Origin of the sequence: Nostoc sp. S13 (assembly GCF_029379315.1) — a bacterium.
Taxonomy (GTDB): Bacteria; Cyanobacteriota; Cyanobacteriia; order Cyanobacteriales; family Nostocaceae; genus Nostoc.
Genome location: NZ_JAQYWQ010000043.1, coordinates 1 through 24,992, shown reverse-complemented (window position 1 = coordinate 24,992; position 24,992 = coordinate 1). Strand labels below are relative to the sequence as shown.

Annotated in this window: 13 protein-coding genes and 1 pseudogene; 1 reads left to right on the top strand and 13 read right to left on the bottom strand. The window is 40.7% G+C overall.

Translation table 11 applies throughout. From position 1 onward, the window contains the following. Positions 1 to 2 precede the first annotated feature (2 nt). The 13 genes and pseudogenes from PUQ00_RS15320 to PUQ00_RS15260 all read right to left on the bottom strand — a co-directional run bounded on the left by PUQ00_RS15320 (position 3) and on the right by PUQ00_RS15260 (position 17,992). Positions 3 to 3,698 (bottom strand): response regulator, encoded by a 3,696-nt coding sequence (locus tag PUQ00_RS15320; RefSeq protein ID WP_300418041.1) that lies wholly within the window; start codon positions 3,696 to 3,698, stop codon positions 3 to 5. Between the two features lie 197 nt (positions 3,699 to 3,895). Then, the gene (locus PUQ00_RS15315; protein ID WP_300418038.1) at positions 3,896 to 4,285 is read right to left on the bottom strand and encodes a four helix bundle protein; all 390 of its coding nucleotides are present in this window, start codon (positions 4,283 to 4,285) and stop codon (positions 3,896 to 3,898) included. Positions 4,286 to 4,313: 28 nt separating this feature from the next. Beyond that, complete coding sequence (locus PUQ00_RS15310) at positions 4,314 to 8,171, bottom strand: GAF domain-containing protein (protein WP_300418035.1); 3,858 nt, start codon at positions 8,169 to 8,171, stop codon at positions 4,314 to 4,316. A gap of 126 nt (positions 8,172 to 8,297) precedes the next feature. Beyond that, positions 8,298 to 8,771, bottom strand: coding sequence for a chemotaxis protein CheW (locus tag PUQ00_RS15305; RefSeq protein ID WP_300418033.1), 474 nt, complete (start codon positions 8,769 to 8,771; stop codon positions 8,298 to 8,300). 104 nt (positions 8,772 to 8,875) lie between these two features. Beyond that, complete coding sequence (locus tag PUQ00_RS15300) at positions 8,876 to 9,241, bottom strand: response regulator (protein WP_300418030.1); 366 nt, start codon at positions 9,239 to 9,241, stop codon at positions 8,876 to 8,878. 773 nt (positions 9,242 to 10,014) lie between these two features. Further along, positions 10,015 to 11,214 carry a response regulator gene (locus PUQ00_RS15295; RefSeq protein ID WP_300418027.1) on the bottom strand — a complete coding sequence of 400 codons (1,200 nt, stop codon included), beginning with the start codon at positions 11,212 to 11,214 and terminating at the stop codon, positions 10,015 to 10,017. Positions 11,215 to 12,115: 901 nt separating this feature from the next. After that, complete coding sequence (murQ, locus tag PUQ00_RS15290) at positions 12,116 to 13,042, bottom strand: N-acetylmuramic acid 6-phosphate etherase (protein WP_300418025.1); 927 nt, start codon at positions 13,040 to 13,042, stop codon at positions 12,116 to 12,118. A gap of 368 nt (positions 13,043 to 13,410) precedes the next feature. Continuing rightward, positions 13,411 to 13,839, bottom strand: coding sequence for a DUF3110 domain-containing protein (locus PUQ00_RS15285; protein ID WP_300418022.1), 429 nt, complete (start codon positions 13,837 to 13,839; stop codon positions 13,411 to 13,413). A gap of 295 nt (positions 13,840 to 14,134) precedes the next feature. After that, the gene (locus tag PUQ00_RS15280; RefSeq protein WP_335029142.1) at positions 14,135 to 15,265 is read right to left on the bottom strand and encodes a hypothetical protein; all 1,131 of its coding nucleotides are present in this window, start codon (positions 15,263 to 15,265) and stop codon (positions 14,135 to 14,137) included. 127 nt (positions 15,266 to 15,392) lie between these two features. Next, positions 15,393 to 16,004, bottom strand: a pseudogene (locus tag PUQ00_RS15275) (hypothetical protein); the annotation flags it as partial. A gap of 79 nt (positions 16,005 to 16,083) precedes the next feature. Beyond that, the gene (locus PUQ00_RS15270) at positions 16,084 to 16,788 is read right to left on the bottom strand and encodes an O-antigen ligase family protein (RefSeq protein WP_300418021.1); all 705 of its coding nucleotides are present in this window, start codon (positions 16,786 to 16,788) and stop codon (positions 16,084 to 16,086) included. A gap of 78 nt (positions 16,789 to 16,866) precedes the next feature. Then, positions 16,867 to 17,478, bottom strand: coding sequence for a hypothetical protein (locus PUQ00_RS15265; protein WP_300418018.1), 612 nt, complete (start codon positions 17,476 to 17,478; stop codon positions 16,867 to 16,869). Between the two features lie 46 nt (positions 17,479 to 17,524). Further along, complete coding sequence (locus PUQ00_RS15260; RefSeq protein WP_300418015.1) at positions 17,525 to 17,992, bottom strand: hypothetical protein; 468 nt, start codon at positions 17,990 to 17,992, stop codon at positions 17,525 to 17,527. 934 nt (positions 17,993 to 18,926) lie between these two features. Here PUQ00_RS15260 and PUQ00_RS15255 point away from each other — a divergent pair. Then, complete coding sequence (locus PUQ00_RS15255) at positions 18,927 to 24,593, top strand: translocation/assembly module TamB domain-containing protein (protein ID WP_300418012.1); 5,667 nt, start codon at positions 18,927 to 18,929, stop codon at positions 24,591 to 24,593. Positions 24,594 to 24,992: the final 399 nt, after the last annotated feature.

Genomic DNA, 24,992 nt, shown 5'->3' with positions numbered 1-24,992 from the left:
TATTAATGATTTACCATTAGGAGTGAATGGTTTAAATCATCTGTATTACTATTCATTAAACCCTTAATTGTAGAAAGAAACTCATGCTCTAAATAAGGCTTGGTCAAGTAAGCCTTTGCACCCAATTCTTGGGCAAGCTGACGATGTTTTTCAGAGCTGCGAGAAGTGAGAATCACTACAGGTATTTTTGCTAAATTGGGGTATTGACGGAAATTACTCAACAACTCAAAACCATTCATTCGTGGCATCTCTAAATCGGAGATGACAACTTGTATTTCTGGATGTAACTGCAACTTTTCTAGAGCTTCTATACCATTTTGAGCTTGTATTACTTGATAGCCAAATTTTTGCAGAGTCAGAGATAGAGTTTGCCGGAGACTAATTGCGTCATCTACTACTAAAATAACTTTTAGCGATTTATTATCTGGTTCTTGAGAATAACTGGGTTGGGTTTCTACATCTGCTGTGGAAGTAGATGCACTTTTTGGTGATTTATTATCTGGTTCTTCAGAATAACTGAGTTGAGTTTCTATAGTTGTTGTAGAAGTAGATGCAGTAAGTAATGGTGTAGATAAAAAACTATGTCCTGATATCGGCAAGGCTTTTTTATTTGACGAAGAAGCTATTGGTAGCACCCTGATATCAAGTGTTGTTTGTTGGATCTCACCAAACTTTACCAGCAATAAAGCATCAATCACTAAGATGAGATTACCATTGGCTAAACTACTACAACCATAAATATATTTTGGTGATGCGATCGCATTTCCTAAAGGTCTAATTACTAGTTCTTGTTCACCAATTATTTGGTCAACTTCTAAAGCAACCATTCCCTGATTTCGTCGGAGCAAAAGCACCGGATTTTTCGCTATGCTTGGGTCGTGAGTATTTGATGTGTTGTATGGAGTAGCACTATTAATGAATGAACCATTATAATCAATCAAGTTTGAAAGTTGACGGAGACTGACCATACTATCATCATTGTCTGTATTCCAATGCAAGACTTTTTTCCCTTCAATTTCTTTAATCTGTTGTTCAGAGGGAATCAATATTTTTTCGATACTATCCAAAAGAAGGGCATAAACAACACCTTTGGCTTGAACTAGCATTAACTTTTCTGTAGTCATAGAAAAAGGAATTTTGAGTATAAATATTGTTCCTTGGTTGGGTAAGGATTCAACTGAAATTGAGCCATTCAGTGCGTGCATCTGAGTACGCACAATATCTAAACCCATACCGCGCCCAGAAATTTCGCTCACTTTATTAGCAGTAGAAAATCCAGGCGAAAAAATCAAATCTAAAACTTCAGTATCAGCCAGATTAGAAGCAGAGCTTGTAGTTTTTTCTTCAGTTTGTATGAGATCAAATTCAACAGCTTTTCTGCGAATTCTGTCTAAATTCAATCCCTGACCATCATCCCGAACTTCGATAACAGTTTGGCTACCCTGATGATAGGCGCAGATTTCGATTAAACCTTGTTCTGGTTTACCAAGCTCTCGGCGAACTTGCGGAGTTTCAATACCGTGGTCAAAAGCATTACGCACTAAGTGTAATAAGGGATCGTAGAGCTTTTCTGCGATCGCTTTATCCACTAGCACCGCAGTACCAGTAAGTTTCAATTCTACAAGTTTGGCATAAACATTTCCCAACTTATTTACCATGTGGGGGAAGCGATTCAGAATATTGCCCAAAGGCGACATTCGTGCTTCTACTAAACTATCTATAATATTAAGAGTTAAATTCTCTTGTTTGTCACTAATTTGAGCAGCTTGCCTTACGAGCAAGTCAAGAGACTCGGTAGTTTCTTGTAGTTGCAGTACCTCTTCTATTGCTTCATGCAATGTCAGATGAAATTCTGTATATACATCCATTTCTAGAGAGTCAAAATTCACTGCAAAATCTTGCGTTTGTTGTGAGGTAATGTTTTGTATTTGTAATGGTAAATCACGTAATTCATTTAAACTTGTTTGGTGTCTAGTGAGTTGCTGTATTAATTGCTCAATTATTTCTTTGACTTGTTCATCTTGCAAACTACGCCGTTTTTGGTAAATCAGCAATTCTCCTGCTAAATAATTGAGGTGTTGCAGTCTCTCTGTATCTACTCGAATAAATGAAGGTTGGCGCAAATTTTTAGTTTGAATATACTGTGATTTATCTTCTATTTCTTTGTTGATTTGTGTAGCTAAATCAGGCATGACTTCAATAGCTGTTTCAGAAACTATCGGCTCAATGACAGTTAATGAATCAAGCTTTTCTGATGAATCATCAGTCTGGATCGTCACGACTTCAGCAGCAATATTTTGGCTAGTTTCTTCTCCCCATATTGCTTCTAGTAAGTTATCAGTTACTTGAGGAGATACGGATTTAGATATTTCTTTAAAAACTAACAGTGTTTGTAACTTGGGATTATCAAGCCAATTTTTCTCTTTGCTAGTAACAGGAGGGTAATCTTTATATTTTTGTGCTAATAGATGAATTTGCTTTTGTAATATTTTAATTATTAAGATGTAGTTGTCAGAAGCGTTAATAGAATATTCAAATTTTGCAACTGCAAATAGGATAATTAAGATGATCCCACGTCGATAAATACAAAGACTTTGACTATCGTCTTCATCTTGAACAAAATCAATAAACTTTTTCAGCCAGTTTTCGATATAATTAAGTAGACTTATTCTTTCTAATGTGGGAACCAGTAAGGTCAAACTGAGTTCTGGCTCTGGTACTTCCATTTGGTGATTAAACCAGCCAAAAATATAGCGAATTACTTTTAAATAAAACTTTGCAGTTGTGGGGTTGACGGATTGGTTTTTATTGTTATCAGATGTAGTGATAAACTGGTAAAATCGTTTTTCATCGATGAAAAATGGGTCAGCAAATGAATCATTTTGCCATTCTTCAGATAACTGATTATTTGCCACGACCGTGAGTTTTCGTAAACCTGGAGAAGTTTCTCCACCAGATGTGCGATCGCCTGCTAATACTAGTTTTTGTGCTTGTTGCAAATCTGCAAGAGCAATTTCTGCAATTTGCTGCACCTTGGTAGGATTTGCTTGCAACGCTGACAAAATTGTTTGGGCAATTTCTCTCAATCCAGGTAAATTTAGAGATTCTGCCAAGCCGAAAAACACTTCAGCTTGAGAGTCTAAAAACTCGATAAATTCGTCACTATTTGGTGGATTGTTAACAACCTCAGCAATAGTGTTTAGACGTTGTTCTACTCCCACTTCAAAAACGGACTGCACAATATCAAATCCCAATTCTTCAGAACTGGGAATATGAGATTCAGCACCAAAGGCATCACCCAGTTTTTCTTGCAACTGTACAAACACTGAAGTTGCTCGATGGAGCAGTTCTTCATCATTAACAGTACTGCCTATTAGCTCAGTATTTAATGCTATACTCAGACATTCATAACCTTGTAATAAAAATGTTTTTAATTCGGCATCAATTACCACTTTTGGATTATATAGAGCCTTAAATACATCTTCTAAAAAATGGGCTATCATCTTAATTACTTCTAGCCCAACATTAGCGGCTCCACCTTTAAGTGTATGAGTAGCCCGCATTAAATTGTGAACTTTGGCAATGCTATAATCTTCCGATAGGCTAAATAGTTCTTGTTCAATAATTTGTACTAATTCTGGGGCTTCAGCCAGAAAGTAGATGTATCCTTGTTCGCGAATTTCTTTATCTGTGATCATAAGTGGGGAATGGGGAGTGGGGAGTGGGGAGTGGGGAATGGGGAATGGGGAAGATTGAAATTTACGTATAATGTGAATTGAGAGTTGAAAACCTTTCAGTTTCGTTAATGATTACAAAATGATGGTTTTGTGCAAGCCTGGAAATCCTTATGGAAAAATGGGATTTTTTAATTCACATCAGGCGTAATCCCTACTCCCTACTCTCTACTCCCCTTATTCTCTAAAGAACGAATCAAAGCAGGGAGTAGTTTTTCTACAGATTCACATTGCCTCAAAATTGGAGTGACTAGTTGAGTATCTGTAAGTCCAACTTTGGCTCTAGCTGATAGTAACAAGTGAGTTTCTAGCTCTTTGAGAGAGCCGTGCGCTATTCGGAGAAATCTTATGTATTCCGGGCAATACTCTCGTCCATAGCCCTCAGCTATATTTGCTGGAACTGATGCAGCTGCCCGACGAATCTGTGAAGTCATTCCGTAAAGTTCCTCTTTCGGGAATGCAATAGTTAGCTGATAGCAAGCTTCAGCTAAATTCATGCCTTCTTGCCAAACTTTTAAATCTTGATAAGATCGAATTTCAAAAGCTGTCATTTCCCACTCCCCACTCCCCACTCCCTACTTAGTTCACTTTAAACTTACCAGCAGTTGTTAATAAGTCTTTTGCCATTCCTGATAAATCTTGGAACACAGTAGCAATTTCTTGAGATTCAGCAAAAGTTTTATTAGCAATTTCTGCTACATCTTGCATTGATTTAGTTACTGTTACAGATTGGGTCATTTGTTTTTGAGTTGCTGCGGTAATTCGCTCGATTAGCTGACTAATTTCGGCAGTTGCAGAAACGATCGCATTTAAGTTTTGGCGAGTGTCATTGACAAGATTTGTGCCTTCTACCACCTGCTGAATGCCAGTTTCCATCGCTACTGCAACTTCTCCGGTTTCTGCTTGAATCTCTTGGACTAATTTTTCAATTTCAATGCTGGCTGCTGCTGACTGGCGAGATAAAGAACGGACTTCATCAGCTACAACTGCAAAACCTTTGCCATATTCACCGGCACGGGTGGCTTCAATGGCTGCATTCAAAGCTAATACGTTTGTCTGTGTGGCAAAATTACCAATCAAATTCACCACTTTGGAGATTTTTTGCGAGGATTCACTGAGGCGTTTAATCTTTTTGCTGGTTTGAGCAACTGTTTCACGAATTCCTTGGATTGCTTTGACAGTCAAGTTCATCGCAGTATCGCCAGACTCTACAGTTTGATTGGCTTGTTGCACTGCTAGTTGCACCAACTCAGCATTTACCACCACAGCTTGAGTAGAGTCCACCATCAGTTGAATTTCGCCTAAAGCTGCGGTAATTTCCTCAGATTGTTGTTGCGCTAGATTGGTCAATCCCGCTAATGAAGCGTCGCTATTGCTAGAAGTTTGGGCAACTTGTTGAGCGGCCCCCTGTACCTGAATAACGATTTGTCGCAGTGCTTGCAGAGTACTATTGTAAGCATCAGCGATCGTGCCTAGCTCGTCTTCTGTAATCGGTGCGCGTACCGTTAAGTCGCCGGTGAGAGCGGGCTTAAGGGCTATTAGGAGTTGAATAGATCGCTGTTGTAGTAACTCCTTGGCTGCCTTTTCTCGTGCTGCTGCTTCTGCTAATTTTGCTGACTGCGCTTGGACTTGTTGTATATATTCGGTCTGTTGTAATGTCAGTCCTAACTGACTGCCAATGCGTGCTAACAAATTGACTTGCGATTCGTCCCAATCACGAGTTCCCAAATTTTGATAAGCTGCCAGCAAACCCCACAATTGTTCCCCAACAAATACAGGAACAATTACATAAGCTTTGACTTCAAATTGCTCTAAAATTTCAATGTGGCAAGTAGAATGACCTACCTGATAAATGTCATTCACAACAAAGTTTTCCCCTTGGGCATATCGACCTCCCTGAGTTTCTTGTAAGTGGGTATCTTCCCAGACAGTTTTGATATCGGGGCCTACCACTTTTACCCAACCATGACCTACTGACTCAGACACAAATTCACCACTCCAGTCAGGATTGAAGCGATAGACACAGACGCGATCGCATCGTAATAATTGCCGTACTTCTTGAGTGGTTATTTTGAAGATTTCTTCTACATCTAAAGATTGCCGGATGCGGTTGCTGATCTTGGTAACAGCTTTCTCTTGTTCCGCTATCTGAGCTAGTTTATCAGATTTTACCCGAACTAATTCCAAATAGTCTATCTGTGATTTAGCTAGGCTAAATTGCAAGCTAGTCTGAACTAAAAAGTTAACTTCCCAGCTTTGCCATTCACGGGTGCTGGAATTTTGATACGCTGCCAGCAAGCCCCACAATTTATCCCCAAAGAATATAGGAACAATTATGTAAGCTTTGGCTTCAAACTGCTCTAAAATCTCAATGTGGCAGGGAGCAAGCCCTGCTTTATAGATATCATTAACGATAAAGTTTTCACCTCTGACATACCTACCTCCCTGAGTTTCTTGCAAGTAGGTATCGTCTAAAACGGTTTTAATATCAGGGCCTACCAGTTTTGTCCAAGCATTACCCACAGACTCAGAGACAAATTCGCCACCCCAGTCAGGGTTAAATCGATAGACGGCGACGCGATCGCATTTTAGTGATTGACGCACTTCTTGAGTAGTTGTTTTGAAGACGCTATCTACATCTAAAGATTGGCGGATGCGGTTGACTATCTTAGTGAAAACTTTCTCTTGATCTGCTAACTGAGCTAGTTGTGCAGACCTAACTCGCACTTGTTCAAGATATTCTGCCTGTGATACAGCTACACCAAATTGAAAACCAATTTGAATCAAAAAGCTGACTTCCCAAGGTTGCCAATCACGAGCTATGGAGTTTTGATAAATTGCTAATAATCCCCACAATTTTTCCCCAGAAAATACAGGTACAATCACATAAGCTCTAATTTCTAACTGCTCTAACATCTCAACATGGCAGGAAGAATGACCTACCTCATGGATGTCATTAGCAATAAAACTTTCACCTTGGACATATCGACCCCCTTTATTTTCTTGTATGTAGGTATCTGCCCAGACAGTTTTAATATCAGGCCCTACCAGTTTTATCGAATTACTAACCACTGACTCAGCGACAAATTCACCACTCCAGTCGGCATTGAAGCGAAAAACTATGACGCGATCGCATTTTAGTAATTGCCGTACTTCTTGAGTGGTTATTTTGAAAACGCTATCTACATCTAAGGTTTGTCGGATGCGGTTGACTATCTTGGTTAAAGCTTTCTCTTGTTCAAGTATCTGAGCTAGTTGATCAGATTTCGTCTGTACTTCCTCGATATATTCTCTTTGTGATATGGCCACACCAAATTGCAAGCCAATCTGAGTTAAAAAGCTTTCTTCCCAAGATTGCCAATCACGCGGCCCAGAATTTTGATAAGCTCCCAGCAAGCCCCATAATTTCTCTCCACTGAATATCGGCGCAATCATGTAAGCCTTCATTTCAAACTGCTCTAAAATATCAATGTGACATTGAGCATGGCCCATTTGATAAATGTCCTTAACTACAAAGGTTTCACCCTTGGCATAACGTCCTCCTTGAGTGTCTTGTAAGTGGCTATCTTCCCAGACCATTTTAAAATCAGGACCGACCATTTTTATCCAACCATTACCCACTGTCTCCGCGATAAACTCGCCACTCCAGTCAGGTTTGAAGCGATAAACACCGACGCGATCGCATTTTAGTAATTGACGTACTTCTTGAGTGGTTGTTTGGAAAATCTTATCGATATTTGATACGTGGAGAATTTTATCGATGACTTTAGCTACTGATTTTTTTGCCTGTGTTTGATTTTCTACTTCTTTGTGAAATTCAAAGCTCTGTAATTTGTAGGTGAGTTCTGTTGTAATTTGAGATAGTAGACTAATTTCTACCTCTTGCCACTGCCGCGTTGATTGGCAATTATTTACTGCCAGTAACCCCCATACTTTACCTTCTACTACAATCGGTAAACTCAAACTAGCTTTAATTTGAAATTTATCTAGCAGCTGCTTTTGATAAGGGGTAAGTTGAATCTGATTGATGTCGTCAACAACTACAGGTTCTATATAGTCTTTATTGCTATATAAACCAAAAATAATTCCGGGAATATTTTCGCCTAAAGTCGGTGTCCAACCTAGTGTTCTGGATTCTGCTAAAACATTACCTGATTCCAGGGAAGTAAACTGATAAATTAAGGCGCGATCACAGCCAATCTTTTCTCTAATTTGCGCTACAGTAATTTTGAATAGTGTATCAAGGTCTGGCGCTTGGCGCAGATGAGTTGTAATATCTTGCAACTGTCGCCGCCAACTTTTAAATTCCTCAGCGATCGCATTTAATAAAGATATTTCATCACTAGCAATATTCGCTATATTAGCGTCACCATTAATATTTTCTAATTCCGAGATTATATTCTCATTTTCTTGGCTATTTTTATACAAAAATGTCATGTGATTAACCTCAAAAATTGTGATGGGTAGTAATTTGATATTTGGCAGGTAAGAATCGACTCGTATTTGCTAATTAAGGATTATGAGTTGTCAAAATAGTATGCCTAATCACTCATTATCAAATGTTCAATTATGAATCTCCCACATGGGAGCTTGAATAATCGTTATGGCATCCAAATTAAAAATCATCTCCTCCGAATCATTAATAAAGTATCCCTGTAAAAAAGGTGAGGTTTTAGGATAAAATAATTCAGTAGTTGCGGGTTTCATTTGCTTAGTATCCAGCCATTCAATATCTATAAGCTGTCGCACCAATAGTCCCAAATACTTACCCTTGTTTTCCAGAACAATCCCCATCATTATTGAAAGTAAATTTGATCCTTGCGAAATTGGAGGATAACCTAACATGGCCTCTAAATCCACCAACCAAAGCATTTCACCGCGCCAGTTATAAATACCCAAAACGCTACTGGGCATCTCAGGAACGCCACATATTTCTGGTAATGATACTTGCAAAACTTCTGTGATGTGTTGTAACGAAATTACGGCTGTATCCCTTACTCCCAAATTAAAGCTTAAAAACTTTTCCTTGGTTTCCAAAGTTCTTTATCCTTTCTCGTAGATGATTTATCTTTAACCACTATTTGCAGTGATTATTTAATTTAGAATTAGTGACTTTGATTGACTGTTTCTTTATTGCATTCTTACTTATTAATCAATTGATTCAAAATTACCAGTAATTCTTCTCGTTCAATCGGTTTTGATAGATAACCATCAGCCCCCAACATATTACCCCAAATTTTATCTACATCAGTATTTTTAGTAGAGCAAAAAACCACAGGTATTTTGCTAGTGTTGGGATTGCTTTTCAATTCTCGGCAAATTTCAAAGCCACTTTTCCCCGGTAAAATTACGTCGAGTAATATTAGATCTGGCTTTTTTTTATCTATTTTGTCTTGAGCTTCTTCACTGCTTGTGGCGCTAATCACAGAATAACCTGCCTGTTGCAAGTAACGGCTGATTATTTCCATATCGGTTAAGCCATCTTCAACAACTAAAACAGTATTCATGGCAATTACTCGTTAAACCTTTCTCAGAATGTAAACAAATTAGACATACAAATCCTAAATGATTCCTCAACAAAGACATGCAAGCGACTAGTACAACACGGCGTAAATAGCGCAAAGTCTGAGCGGCATTTCCCGCAGAACTTTGCAAGACGAGCAACCATTTAAAAACCCTAAAAAGTCCATTCCGTAATACTTTTGACTTTTGACTTTTACTTCGGCTACGCTCAGTACAAATAACTTTTGACTTCCGCCTTCCGCTACTAGCCCCTAACCCCTTTGCCCTAACCACTATTTCACAACTCAAACAGGACTGCTATAAAATACAAAAGTTTGTATTTGTCTAATCTTGATTCAATCTTTACGTATCAGCCTCAGTAAAAATACGTGCTAAACATAACTTAATATAGGAATCGTAAATTGTTTTTGAAAAAATTTAAGTAGTTTTGTAGGGTAGGTTAGATAAGAGTAGGACACTATTCCAGGCTTTTAGTGCCATACTCTCGTCTAACACACCTTGCATTTAATTAGAACTTAGGCTATCAAGTACGAAATGTAGTAGCAATTCATGAATTCCCGCTACCGTAAATCAAGGCTTTCACTGCCTTTTGGCGTAAGTACTGTTAATATTTTCTTTATAAATAAGTAACTAGATATGAATAATTAAAGGTTTATACCAAGGACTGAAGCCCTGACTACGAGCTAATTTTATTAATTTTATATTGCGTAATCTAGTTTGATTTACTCTTCCCCACTTACTTAGCCTCTAATTCCTCCTAATTAAAAACCTCTAAATTAGATTTATTCTTGTCGATGGATACACTCGATGCAGGTAAATATTTACGTATTATAGCCATCACCTTATCAGCGACTACGGGTTTAGTAAGAAAATCTGTAGAACCGACTACCTTGGCACGAACTCTATCTAAAAAACCATCATTGCCTGTTAATATGATTATTGGTATGTTGGCAAAGGCAGATATTCGTCGCAACTGAGTGCAAATTTCGTAACCACTGGCAACTGGCATAATTAGATCCAAGAAAATCAGGTCTGGTTTATCCTGAATGAGCGTTGGTAGAGCTTGTACAGCATCTTGAATCTTGACAAACCTCAATCCATTGGAAGTGATAATATCCTCTAGCATTTTACATACCTGAGGGCTGTCATCGACGCAAGCTATTAGGGGAGCAGTCCGCTTCTTTAGTTGTGTGGTGGTAGAGTTATTGTTGACTTCAGTAATTTCTAAGGGCGAGTCATTTACTTCCACCAATTCAATGATTCCTTTAAGGATATAAGGAACCAAGGAACGGGTGAGTGGCAGTACACTCTGCTTCATTTTCACCGCTAAATCTCGCAGAGTGAATTTGCCGTTGATGAAATTGACAAAGTTTTTGTAGACAGATGGACTTACCATCTCCTGGAGTTTTTCTGGTCGCCGCAGAAATGGCGCCAAGTCAGGAGAAAAATTTGCTAAACCAGCTTCTGACCAAATTTTCCACGAGTCTTGCATATGCTTTACCGACATTTCTGCATTGGTGAAGCTCATTGGTGTTTCTAAGATAACTTCTTGACTGCGATTGCAACTTATAGAAGCAAAATTTCCTTGCATAGCTACGTCAAATAATATTTCTGCTATCGTGCTCTCGACAATAGAGTTAATTTGTTCGCGCTGGATTTTCTGCCTTTTATACAAGATTTCTAAAAGGTGATAATCCCAGTAATCGATTGATAGGTATTGCAAACGCACCTGTAACTTATCAACATCAATCTGGGGACAATTTTGAGCCATATGTCTACGCCAGCGTCGGAAAGGATGAGTTCCCCCCGTTGCCCAAACTATGCGTCCCAGCCGATAGTAAAAAGTCCATTGGCTGCCCTTTGAACTTTTAATGTTTAATTTGCCATTATATTGCAGCTGAGTACAAGTTTGAAATTCATTTACTAGATTATTTGAAATAACTTCCCCGTGGGACATACTTTCTTCCTGTTATTAAAAAGCCAAGTCTTGAAAAACCCACACTAGATAGTGGTCAGCAGACATGTCAATAAGTACAAATACATTTGCTATATAGCAGCCTAAATCAAGATTATTAAAAGCAAGGTAGATGGAGGATAGCAAAAATCTTGCTAGTAAATAAGTGATCTAGTATAGAGTTTTTTATTGGGAGACTTTACTTTTCTGCTAATATTTCATCACTCCAGTGGGTTGCTATAGCCCACAAAGATGAATTCAGTATTGATATATTATTTTAAGAATTTTTATAGGGAATTATATCCGTATAAGTTCTGAATTTCTGTTTAAAAAAGATTAGCAGTATCTAGATATTTTTGCTTTAGTTATTGAGATTAGCAATAAATGATAAAAATATTAATTTAAATTTACATTTATTCATTGAGAGCAGTTGTAGTGAACTTTTCTGGGAAATATTATCTTTAAAAAAAGACGTGCTACTAAGACAAGTAGCAGCCATATACAATACCTTCGCCAATTTTTTAGAACGCCCGCAGAATCAGGGTTTCCGGCTATGGGTTTAAAGCCCAATCCTAAAGCATGAAACCCTTACACTCAAAGGAATTTAGCTTTTTTGTCTAGCCCCAATCCTCTAATTTTGGCGAAGTATTGCTAAAGTTGAGAAGTTTTAGACATAATTAACGTCCACGCCCAGAAGAAAACCACCTCCAGATACATCTTGTAAAATAGCAATCAGATCGCCATTTTTATAGATTCCTGTAACGCCCTCCAACAGACACAAGTTGCTGACAATCCTGTAGAAAACGTTCTACACCAAATCATTAACCAACTCTCAGCACTCCAAGCTTTGCAGGTAAATAATACACGACTTACGCAACTGGCACAATCGGTGATAAAGAAATTCTCAGGGCTGTTTGTCGTTTTTGTAGCTCACAACAGCTGCTCTGAGATTACTTTGGTGTTCTGAAAGAAGCCGATCGCCCTCGTCTTTTTCTAAACCAGTCCAGTGCATTAATAGCGCTAGCTTAACCCACTTGCCACTACGTTCTAGTAAAAAACCAGCAGCTTCCCGACTTAAACCTGTGAGGTCTTGTAAAATTCGCAAAGCGCGATCGCGTAACTTTTGATTTGTGACTGCCACATCTACCATCCGATTGCCATAAACTTTGCCTAGCTTGACCATTACCCCAGTCGAAAGGACATTTAAAGCTAACTTCGTAGCTGTACCAGCCTTCAGGCGAGTTGATCCGGCAATTATTTCTGGCCCTGTCAATAGGCGAATGTCAATATCGGCATCAAAGCTAACTTGTTCAGCCGGAACACAGGCGATAAAAATAGTAGTGGCTCCCCGTTGACGAGCAGCATGAAGCGCACCGTGGACATAAGGTGTTGTCCCACCAGCAGTAATACCAACTACTACATCTAGTTGGGTAATGTGTCTTTGGGCGATCGCCGCCTCACCATCTTCAATGCTGTCTTCTAAATCCTCAGAACTACGTACCAGCGCACCCGCACCACCAGCAATAATCCCCTGTACCAACTCTGGAGGCGTACAAAAAGTAGGTGGACACTCAGCAGCGTCTAACACCCCTAGCCTGCCACTTGTACCCGCACCGATATAAAATAGGTGTCCTCCGTGGCGCAAACGCTCTGCGGTGCGCTCAATTGCTTGTGCCAACTGAATTTTCGCCGCCGCAACCGCCGCAACTGCCTTTTGGTCTTCGCTATTAAACAGCTCCACCAATTCCAGAGAACTGAGCTGGTCTAAGTTAAGACTGTTAGGATTTACCAACTCGGTTAAAAGATGTCCGCGTTCCTGCAAATTTGTCATTTGTCCTCTGTCACTTGTCCTTAGTCTTTTGTCCTACCTTACGATCAGCCGCCCTTTGGGCGTCTATGTCATTAGTCAAGCGACCAATGGCTAATAACCAATGACGCTTCGGGTGACGCTCGTACCTCGCTACCGCTACGTTAGCACCAGTTGCTCATGGGGAGCTACTGCGGTCTTGGGGTCTCCTCAAGTGGAGGAGCCAGGCGTGTGGGCGGTCCCGACTTGAGCGCACTGGCATCAAGTGGCGTGGAAACCCCCAACTCTTGGAGACGCTCCGCGTTCACGTAGTGTCTGCAAGAGTTGGCGCTAGCCTCTTTCTTTGGGAGAAGACCGCACTGGCTCACCAATGACTAATGACTAATGACAAATTACAACAATCCTTCCAATTTGCGACGAATTTTTTCTAGTTCAGAATCAGACAATCCTGGTTCTTCTACTGGGTGTTGATTGAGAGGGAAGGTGTCTTCAATAGTATCCTTCTTCTGGGCATCTGCTTGCCAGTCGGTTTCTTCGACGTTAAGTTCTGGGGGAGTAACAACTAAATTGCTGTTTTCTGGGATGATTTCCCATTCATATCCAGCACTTTCGCAAAATTCCTTGATTTCCTCAGCATCGATCGGTTCTGGTGTCGGTGAGGGGAAATCCTGAGCTTCCAACATCAGGGCAAAGCGCGTGGCGTCGTCTTCTGACTCAAACATCAGAATTTTATTGCGATCGCCCTCCCGAATCGTGTGAATCCCCTCATTTTCCGTTCGAGCATTAAACATTAACACAAAAACACGCATTGGTGTAATCATCTGTCTTTTTTAAGGTCTATTAATATTAAAGTTCTAGATTGTGCCTCAGGCAAAGTCACAGGAACAATTTTCACTCTATTCAGATTTTCCTGAAAAGGCCAAGAACCGGATTTGGAATTATGAACTAAATATCTGATTTGTAGTTGATATGTACTGCCACAGTAGTAATTAACGATTTCTGTTAGGAGTGATTTTCTTTCACTTGACTTCATAATCAAAAAAACATTCCGCCAAATCTGACCGAATGTGCGCTAGTTAACACAAGTTAGTTCAGTGTGAAAAGTGAGATTTTATATTATTCGCTCTGACTCTGGAACTTGTACCCACCCGCCTCAATTTTAAGCTTACTTGACTTCCATCCTGAATAAATCGGGGTTTTATTACCATCAGCACTTTGGTAGAGGGCGAAATGATCACGCCAATCGTGGTAGTGTCCATTCCGCCAAACTTTTGGTAATTTATTACCCTGATATTGCAGTTTTACTTGACCGAAAACCCCTTGATACTCAGCCACTCCATTATTAGAAGAGTTCAGAGTTAAACGCGACTTTTTCACCACAGACTGCTGGAATTGCTCCCAACTGCCGTAGGTTTGTTGCTCACCGACTTCGATGGCAAATCCGGTTAATGTTCTCCCAGTACCGGCAGCAGTGAGAATTTGGTCATCAGGATATCGTGACTGAATTTTTTTATTGGCTGTTAAATTAATCCCTTCCAGGTGCAAATTAATTGGTGTTAACGCCACCCATGTCTTTTCGTAACTGATGAAAGTTACACCCAAGCGAGTTTCAATCAAGGCTGATTTAGGTAAGAAAAATTGAAACGGTGCTAGTGGTTTATTATTGAGCCAGATTACCAAATTACGATACTGGGCAACGTTGTCACCACCAATGGATGAAGTGGATATTGAAGTCGAGTCTGTTCCGGTAGCTGCGATAAAGTAATCTACCCCACGCTTAGTATTAAACGCCATCATTTTAAAACCATTCCAGTCCCCACCAGAACCTTGAACTAATGTCCCTAGTTGGAAAGTGTTACCGAAATAAAGGGTTTCGTAAAACTGGGGTGCTGCGTCTTTTCCTAGTTTCCAGTTTTCGTAAGTTGGTTTGGAATTGAGTAGTTCTAGAGGTTTTTTAAATTCCTTGTGTGCTAAGGCAATAACAGCTAATGGTGGACGGTAACTGCTGGTAATTAGGTGTACTTCGTCGGCATCTGGTTTAGGATCTGCCAGGGGTGAATCCCCAAAATATAGCCCTAATTCATGAGTTGCCAGAGAACACCAAACACAGTTACCTTGACTATAGTCGCGCTTAGAGGGGCCACCAAATCCACCTCGCCAATATTTCAAAGCGCCTTCAGTGAAAAACCAATCGAGTGCAGATTTAGCCAGAGATTTTACCTCTCGATCTAATAGACCTATCCACAAATAAACCTCAAAATAGCTGAAACCCTTACATAGCTGGCTTTTTAGCTTATATAAAACAGGAACCTCTAAAACCCTCTCCAGAGCTAGGTTTCAGCCAAATAAAGTTCTCATTTCCGGATAAGTCTAATGCAAAATCGTAGAGATTTACATAAGTAGTAACAGCATGTCCCAAGTAGTTTTCCGAATCCCACTCCCCTTGTCCAATTTGGTAGAGAGTGCGAACATTGCGGCGGATGCGCTCTTTATATATTTTACGTGTCTCTTCGTTGCCTGTTTCCTCAGCAAATAAATAGACTCCTACTTCCCGCATAGCTTTTAAATTATCCGTATTGCGGCAGTCTACCCAAGTATCGCAATTATCAGTTGATGCCGACCAAAATTTCCGAGGGCTAAGAAAGGTACGTGTCAGTGGGTCTTTTTCGGTCAAAATCCCCATCGCTTTCTTCATGCGCTGGCGATAGTTTGGGTCAAGATATTTGCCAAAGTAGAAGTATTTGCGAACTTGCCCTTTAAGGGTAAAGCCAGAGTAAAAGTCAATTCCCAAGGTGTGAGCATTTCTATCGGCATCAGCGTCTTCTGATTGCAGAAAGGCGATCGCTTTTTCTCTATTACCTGCAAGAAAGTCCATCATCGCTCTAGGGTAAGACCTTTTTTCGTTCTCAAAGGCTGTCGAACCGTAGTTACTGCCTGCAAAGAGTGTAATTGCTTGTTGGGAACGCGCCTGAAACTCTGCTTCCATCTGTTGTGTCCATTCTGACTCTGGCTTTGACTGGGTGCTGCCCAATAGCAGACACAGCAAACAGATGATCGTAGCGGTTTTAAAGTGTGATTTTCGGGACACGGGACATTCCAGATATACTGAGCGACCACCAAGCTAGATGCGTAAATTGGGCGCACTCAAACCAGGTGAAGGTAAAGGCAAGATAGGCAATGAAGACTGCTTCAATTCCCCGGTAAGGTGATTTGATCACCTGCCACAGACACCATCCTAACAGGGCTAGGTAGGATGCGATCCCCAGTAATCCTACTGATAAAATCGTATCTAAAATTAAATTATGTGCTTTAGTTGTGGGTAGTTGTGCGGTTTTTATTTCGCCATTTTCGTCTTGGTAATCGAAACTAAAATCACCCAAGCGAATTACTTTAGTTATTTTTTTGCCGGGGCGCACATAGGAATAAGCGGTGCCAAAACCATCCATTCCCCATCCGAGTAAGGGACGCTGACTAATTCTATAGTTGGCTAACTGCCACAGATCAACCCGGTCTGATGTGATTTGTTTAATCAGAGGTAAATTATTGATCTGCCTAGTGGTGGTAACGATGCCAATTACCAGTAAACACACCAGTGTTGCTCTTACTAAAAGCTTATAATGCTGGCGTCCTAATAAATAGATAGTGGCTACCAGTAAGGCTAATAATCCTGCCCTGGTTTGAGTGAGCAGTAAAGCTGGGATAATTAAGATGCCAGCGATCGCAGCAAGACGTATGTTTATCCATTGCCATTGCCAACCAACAAGTGTCATAACTGCTACTGCTGCTAGGACAAATGATGCATGACCTCGCCTTGTGAGTCTTGTTGAAAATAAAAATTTAGGTTTACTTCAAAGCTGGGCTAAATGTAACTCCACAAACGGAGTTAATACTTCACCCGTCCAAATCCCTTCTATTAAGTTCATATCTCTACTCACAGAACTGTACAGTGTTGCCTTTTCATTTGGACTGTTATAGATAAATCGGAACTGATAATTACCTGGCTTGAGAGATTGAAAAAACCATGTACCACTATCTCCACTGGTTATGCTAAGTCCAAATCGATTACCCCAAGTCCCAAAAAATTTTATCTCAGGAAAGTATGTTACACTCTCTCCTGGCATAGCGAGAGGGTAATCAGATTCTAAAGATGCTGAAGCTCTAATCCAACCACCCTCCAATGGAATTAGACCGTACGCATTCACTAGTTCTGGAAGTATGGTGAAATAAAAGCTAAATCTAAGGGGGGTTGAGGTGTTATTAGTAATTCGTATACCAATCTGTACAGAATATTTAGGGGAAAGATAACCTGGCGGTATTGGTAATAAAAATTTCAAAATACTCAGAAGTTTCTGTACTATATTTTGTTTTGGTAAGCGCAAAATTTGCTCCGGTACTAGAGTTTCAAACCAGACACCATCTACTTCAACAGCATTAATTTCATTCGATTCACTTGATGTCATATTAGCTACACTCTCAAGAACGACATCTTCATGCGCTGTCAATCCTCTAGGCACATGACTTAATATTAGTGCGATATATGAACCGTAGTTGATAAGTTCCTAATTGGATATCATTGACAGTCCAATAATTACTAGGTTCATTAGGTAAATCAGGAATTTGAAATTGTAACTTTTTATTTTCCCAAGATAGTTTTGCATATAATAATGTAAAAGTAGAGTCTCCTGGCTGAACTAAATAATCATCATATTTATTAATTTTTCTCCGATTTTTCGGTTCTTGCATTTGTAAAACTTGATCATCTGACCCGACAATCTGGGGAATTAAAGTGCCAGAGCGGTTGAAGCGAAAGTGAGTTAGCATTTTGTTGCTAATATTAATATGAAGCTTTACAGGAGTATTAGCATTAGGCTCTATTTTTGGAATGGGTAATACTAAACATTCTGTACGCCAGATTTCTAGACTTATACCCTGAGCTTCAATGCTGTTACTATCATTTGATTCAAAAGATGTCATGTGAGATTCCCTCTCAATTTCCAGGTTCTTATTTCCCGTCTGTTATGACTGTACATGGCTTAATACTATTGTCGTGAAAGATAATGATGATTTGTTCTCAAATACAGATTTTTCAGAAATCTTTTTGTCTTTTGCTTCATCTCACTAAGGTAACAACATTAATATTCTCTTAAATGAAGGGTAATCACTTTCTCTAAAAGCTTTATATAAATGTTCTTTATTTGAGGATTCCAAATGGATAGCAGATGCCTAAATGAAATTTATCAATGAGGCAAAACTATTCAGTGCTGTACTTCGGTGCTACAGCTAATCAGAAAGCATTAAAATAAATTTAGGCTCATATTGGAATAGATCATAACCCTAGATTTACTGAATTATTAAAACAGCCTCTACTGACTTAGAAGACGAAACTTTATGAAGTTAATCTAAAGTAACTGAGAACGAAAGAGTTTAATTAAAAAAATTTCCATAAAAAGCGGAGCATTAAGGATACATTTAGTTTGTTGCAGAAATATTGAAATGTATAAGGTCGTCTGGTTATCTTGAAGAGTCTTGATAAAGATAGCCGCGCTCGCCTAAAAAAGGTCTACAACATTGGCGACTACAAATGCTTGCAGTCAGCCGTTTATCGCTTTGATACAGCTAGCTAATTTTGGTGAGTTTAATACTCAGGAAACCAACTGGAGTAAAAAAGAAGCCTTTTCGGGGTGTACTGATTTTTTTCAAAAATCAAATACCAGTCCTATATAATCCACTATTAGCGATCGCTCGCTAATAGTGGATTATGTTTGGCGATCGCTCGTAGCAAATTCCCTAACTCAACCAATGAGTCTTGGATTTAGTTGGCGTATCCTGGAAATGGCATAGTGAATCAATCTGCCAGTTAATGCTTGTGTGTACCAGCGATATCTGGCAATTAATACTGTCAAAGCAAATGACTAACCCTTCCAATCAAGATCATCACTCCCTTTCCCCTATCCGCAAACGTTTGTGGTTGCTGGTGTTGAGTCGGGGTAGCATTGCCTTGGGCGGACTTTTACTGTTTGCAATTGTCGTCGGTATTTGGCGGTTGTGGACTTTTGTCCAAACAGAATTAACACCCTTAGCACAACAAACTCTCACGACTACACTCAACCGGCCGCTAAAACTGGGAAGAGTCACACAATTTTCGTTGACGGGAGTGCACTTTGGAGCTTCAACTATTCCAGCGACACCCACAGATCCAGATCGGGCGACAGTCGAATCTGTGGAGGTGGGTTTTGACCTGTTACAACTAATCTTTAACCGCCACCTAAAGCTAGATGTCACCTTAGTTAACCCAGATATTTACATTGAACAGGATGAGAAAGGGCGCTGGGTTTCCACTAAGATAGCGCCGTCTGGTGAAGGCAGCGTAATTAAAACCGATTTGGACTACCTGCGGTTTCGCAATGCCAAGCTGGCGTTGATGCCGCAGAGGAGAGCAGGAGCAACATCCTCCTCATCTCCCGTAACATTTTCTCAACTGAATGGATCTGCCCAACTTTTAGCAAATAACCAATTCATTAGGTTTGATGTCGGGGGTCAAGCAGATAGTGGTGGCAGTATTTCCATTCAGGGAGAGACACGTTCTCGGATGCTAGCAGGGAACTTTCAGTTGCGATCGCCAGATTTTCTGGCTGCGGATATTACTCGCTTAATCAAGTTACCAGTGAACTTACAGGCGGGTCGAGCTAATGGTGACTTGTTTGTTCGGTTGATGCCAGGACAGCGGACTTTATTGTTTGGCAACGCTACTGTGCAAGGCGTAACAGTTCAAATTCCGAAAGTGCCGCAACTGTTGAGCAATACCCAAGGAAACCTCCACTTCCAGGGAACGGAGTTGCAGTTAAATAATGTTACTACCAACTACGGCAAAATTCCTCTCGTGGCTACGGGAATCATCGACTCTAAAGCCGGGTTTAAGTTGGCGGGGCGTGTAAATGCGGTGAGTTTAGCTAATGCCCAAGAGACTCTTAAGGTAAAACTACCTGTGCCGATCGCTGGACAAGTAGAAGCTTCTTTGCAGATTACCGGATCAACAAAAGCGCCAATTCTCTCAGGCACAGTTGCCACAATTCAAACTGCCCGGATTGACAAAGTTGATTTTAATAACATCACTAGTAAATTTGAGCTTGCGACTAGTTCTTCTTTAATTACCCTGAAAGATATTCAAGGATTCGCTAAACTTGGTGGTGAAATCACAGGTGCTGGTACAATTCAACTCGGTAAAAGTCCGCGACTGGATTTAAATTTCGCTGCTAAGAATGTTCCAGGGGATGCGATCGCAAAAGTTTACGAAACAACACCCAATTTTCAAATCGGCAATGTCTCAGCGACAGCCCAACTAACTGGCGCTCCTACCAATGTTCAAACTCTGGTACAATTCCAAGCTCCTAACGGAACTTACCCTGGAACTGGCGAAGTAGCAATCGCTAGCGATCGCACCGTCTCTTTCCGTAATGTGGCTCTGAATGTCAGTGGTGGTAAAGTACGGGCAACTGGTAGTTATGTCAATCAGCGTTGGCAATCTGTGGCTGTTGCCTCTGGGGTGAAGTTGGAACCCTTTGTAAACAAAAGTCAACTGCAAAATGTCTCTTTGGGGGAGGCACAGTTCAATGGTCGTCTCATCCTCTCAGGTAGCACAGCACCATTTAAAATTGCCACGATTCGCACTGATGGTGGAGGAGTTCAAATTGGTGGCGGCACAGTTGCAGTTTCTAATATCCAACTGCAAGACCAAAGCTTCTCTGCTGAACTTGTAGCCAATAATGTGCGGTTGGGACAAATATTGAAACAGTCTCCCCCAGCTTTAAATAATCCGTTGGCGGGTAGGTTCCAAATAGCAGGCAACAGAGAGAATTTCAGTCTAAAAACCCTCCGTGGCAGTGGTGAGGGTCGCCTTGCTATTGGTGGCGGTGCGATCGCGGCCTCTAATATTCAAATTGCTGATGGTCTATATCAGGCGCAAGTTCAGGCTAAGAATGTTCCTGTCCAGCAGTTGGCAACAGTACCAAAGCAGTTCCAAGGAACCTTAAATGGTCAGTTCAACGTCGCCGGTTCTGTTGATCCTTTTAAACCGCAAACTGTTCAAGCCAACGGTCAGGCACTAATTAATGTTGCGGGTGGGACGATCGCAGCCTCTAATATCCAAGTGGCTAATCGTGTATATCAGGCGCAAGTTCAAGCAAATAATCTCCCGTTGCAGCAGTTGGTAGCAGTACCAAAGCAGTTCCGGGGAACCTTAACTGGTCAAGTAAAGGTGGCGGGTTCTGTTGACTCTTTTAAACCGCAAACTATTCAAGCCAGTGGTCAGGGACGGCTGAATGTTGCAGGTGGAACGATCGCAGCCTCTAATATCCAATTGGCCAATGGTCGCTATCAAGCTGTAGTTAATGCTGACGGTGTGGAATTAAATCAGTTAAATCAGCAATTGCGGGGTGAATTTGGCGGTCAGTTGCAATTGGTTGGCACCCTTGGATCATCCAAATTAGCTGATGTGCGGGCTGCTGGACAGGTGCAATTATCCCAAGGTATCCCTGGCCTTGAGCAACCCCTGACGGCTGCGATCGCTTGGAATGGTGAAAGGCTTACCATTGAGCGAGCCACTGCTCCAGGTTTAAATGTTACTGGTAATATATTAGCCAATGCAACAAAAGCGGGTATACCGGAAATTACTGCCTTAAATCTCAACGTCCAAGCCCAGAATTACAACCTAAAACAGTTACCGATCAATCTTCCTAATCAGGTTGCTGTGGCGGGGAGAGTAGATTTTAATGGTCAAATCACTGGTAAGCTGCCTTTGCCAAATGTGATCGGGCAAATCAACTTACGAGATTTGGTTGTTCAAAATATTGCTTTTGAGCCGTTGTTAACTGGAAACATCGATTCAGCACAGGGACGCGGTTTAAATTTGAACTTGGCAGGGAAAAGCGATCACCTGGACTTCAATTTAGATGCCAATAATCGCCCTAAATCTTTTTTAGTACAATGGCAGCAAGCATTAGCCACAGGTAATGTTGAAGGGAATGATTGGACACTCAAAGTTGCAAATTTCCCTTTGCAAATATTAAATTTGACTCCGCCAGCAATTACTCGTTTGGGTACTGGTAAGATAGCTGGGTTGTTAACTGGGGATTTGCTCTTTAATCAGCAGACATTGGCAGCAACAGGAAATTTAGCGATCGCCAATCCGCAAATTGGCCGAGTTAAAGGCGATCGAATAGCTGCTCAATTCCGCTACGGTAACGGTAAAGCCACACTCGCCAGTAGCGAATTTGTCAAAGGCAACAGTCGGTATGCCCTTGTGGGTACTTTGGCTCAAACTCCTAAAGGCCCTCAACTACAAGGTAAACTGAATGTCAACCAGGGTAAAATCGAAGATGTTCTAGCTGTAGCACAGGTATTTGATTTACAAAATTTGCCAGGTGGTTCAGCAGAAATCTACGGCACAGCAGAGGATCTAACCACCACTCCCCAAGGAGCGCCAAATCAGCCCTTATTTAACCAAATCCAACGGTTTTCTGAAATTGAAGTCCTGGTAGCAGAACAGGAACAACAGCGACTTAATTCTACTCCCATACCAGATTTGGCAGACTTAAAGGGGACTTTCAACGGGGAAGTGGCTGTAAATACAGCTACAGCCAATGGATTGTCAGTGGAATTTAATTTGAATGGACAAAACTTTGCCTGGGGTAAAAAGGAGGAACGAAAGCGTTTTTATACTGCCGACAACGTGATTGCCGAAGGCAACTTTGAGAACGGTGTTTTAAATTTGCGACCTTTACGAATCGAATCTCAAAACAGGCTGATTGCCTTCACGGGTAACGTTGGCGGTGATGAACAATCTGGTCAGTTGCGGGTGAATAATTTTCCGGTACAAATACTGAATAATTTTGTTAAACTGCCAGTTGGAATCACAGGTAATCTTAACGCTACAGCAACTTTAGCAGGCAGCATTGCTAATCCCCAAGCTATAGGGGAATTGCAAATCACAGAAGGAATACTAAATCAGAGCAAAATAGAGTCAGCGATCGCAAGTTTCAGCTATACCAACGGACGCTTAAATTTTGGTAGTACTGTAGCGGTTGCTGGCCCAAAACCTGTTGATATTACTGGCAGCATACCTTATAAATTGCCTTTTGCTTCTGTGGCATCAGACAGTGAGCAAATAACTCTGGATATGAAGTTGGAAAACGAAGGATTGGCACTGTTAAACGCATTCACTAATCAAGTGGTATTTGAGAAAGGTGAAGGAGAAGTAGACTTGAAGGTACGCGGAACACTCAAAAAACCCGAAGTAAATGGAATTGCTACTATTAATAATGCTACTTTTTCAGCCCAGGCTTTGCCACGTAAGGTGAGAGGTGTCACAGGTAGAGTGCTGTTTAATTTTGACAGCATCTTAGTAGAAAATCTTCAGGGTAGATTTAGTCGTGGCAAGGTAGAAGCTGCTGGAGAAATTCCCATTTTCAACAATCAGAACGTGATTATCAACAATCCCCTGACTGTTAATATCAATGATCAGCTAGAGTTGAATCTCAAGGGACTTTACCAGGGAGGCGCTAGCGGCAATTTGCAGATTACTGGTTCTGCCCTTAACCCCATAATTGGCGGTAAAGTAAATTTATTTGATGGTCAGGTATTGCTGGCAGAATCTACCGGCACCGCTTCATCTTCAAACAGTAGTATTGGCGTATCACCCATAAATACCAATAAGCAGAGCAAACCTGAAATTGGCAATGAAAGGGGAAATGCGATCGCTAAATTTAATAATCTAGATTTGGAACTAGGCAAAAACGTCCAAATTACCCGTCCTCCTATTCTCAGCTTCCGCGCCACTGGTAATCTCATAGTTAACGGCTCAATCAATCAGCCTATACCCGATGGTACTATCCGCTTAGAGAAAGGTGGGGTCAATTTATTTACTACCCAATTTAACCTTGCTTCTGGCTATAAACACACTGCAACTTTTAGTTCCTCTCAACCCCGCGACCCATACTTGAACATTCGGCTATTTGCCAAGGTACTAGATGTAACTCAAAATAATGATTTCAGCCGGGTAAATTCCACAGGTTTATCAGCTTTAGAGAGTGTTCGAGTCGAAGCCACTATCAATAGTCTCGCCAGCAAACTAAATGAAAATCTAGAACTAACAAGCAGTCCGTCACGTAGTCAAACCGAAATTGTTGCTCTTTTAGGAGGTGGATTTGTAGACACCCAAGGACGTGGTGACAGTACTTTAGGTCTGATTAACATCGCAGGTTCGGCTGTGTTTAACAATTTTCAGTCAGCTTTTAACCAGATTGGGAGTACCTTTGGCTTGAGTGAATTGCGGATATTTCCTACCGTTATTTCTGATAATCCCGAAGCGGGAAGGAGCACTTCAACTTTGGAATTAGCAGCAGAGGCTGGGGTTGATATTTCTTCTAAGATATCCGTTTCCAGTATCAAAATTTTGACAACAAATGACCCCTTCCAATGGGGTGTTAATTACCGGATAAATGACGAATTTCGTGTGCGTGCTTCCACTAATTTATCTGATGATAGTCGTGGTGTAGTAGAGTATCAAACACGCTTTTGACAACTAATCAGCCGCACATAATATCAAACTCTCTTGAATGTTGAATTGTTAATTACTTCCTGTTCGCTCTTCTTTTTGCTTCTCAATAGCTTGTCGTACCTGTTCAACATCCAATTCTAATGCTTCGGCGATTTGCTCTATACTTAAACCAAACTTAAGCAGACGGGGATAGTCTCTAACTTTGTTTCTTCTCGAACCTCCTCTTTTACTTCCTGCTTTGTTTCTTCCTTTACTTCCTGGTAAAATTTAGTTTGTCTCCAATCGGTTAATCCAAACATCGCTTCCAACTCCTGCTGACTTTTATCGAACAGAATTCAGGAGTCAGGAGTCAGAATTCAAAATGAATTCTGTACGACTGGTGGATGAATAATCGGCGTTTTTGCACCCCCACCAAATTTT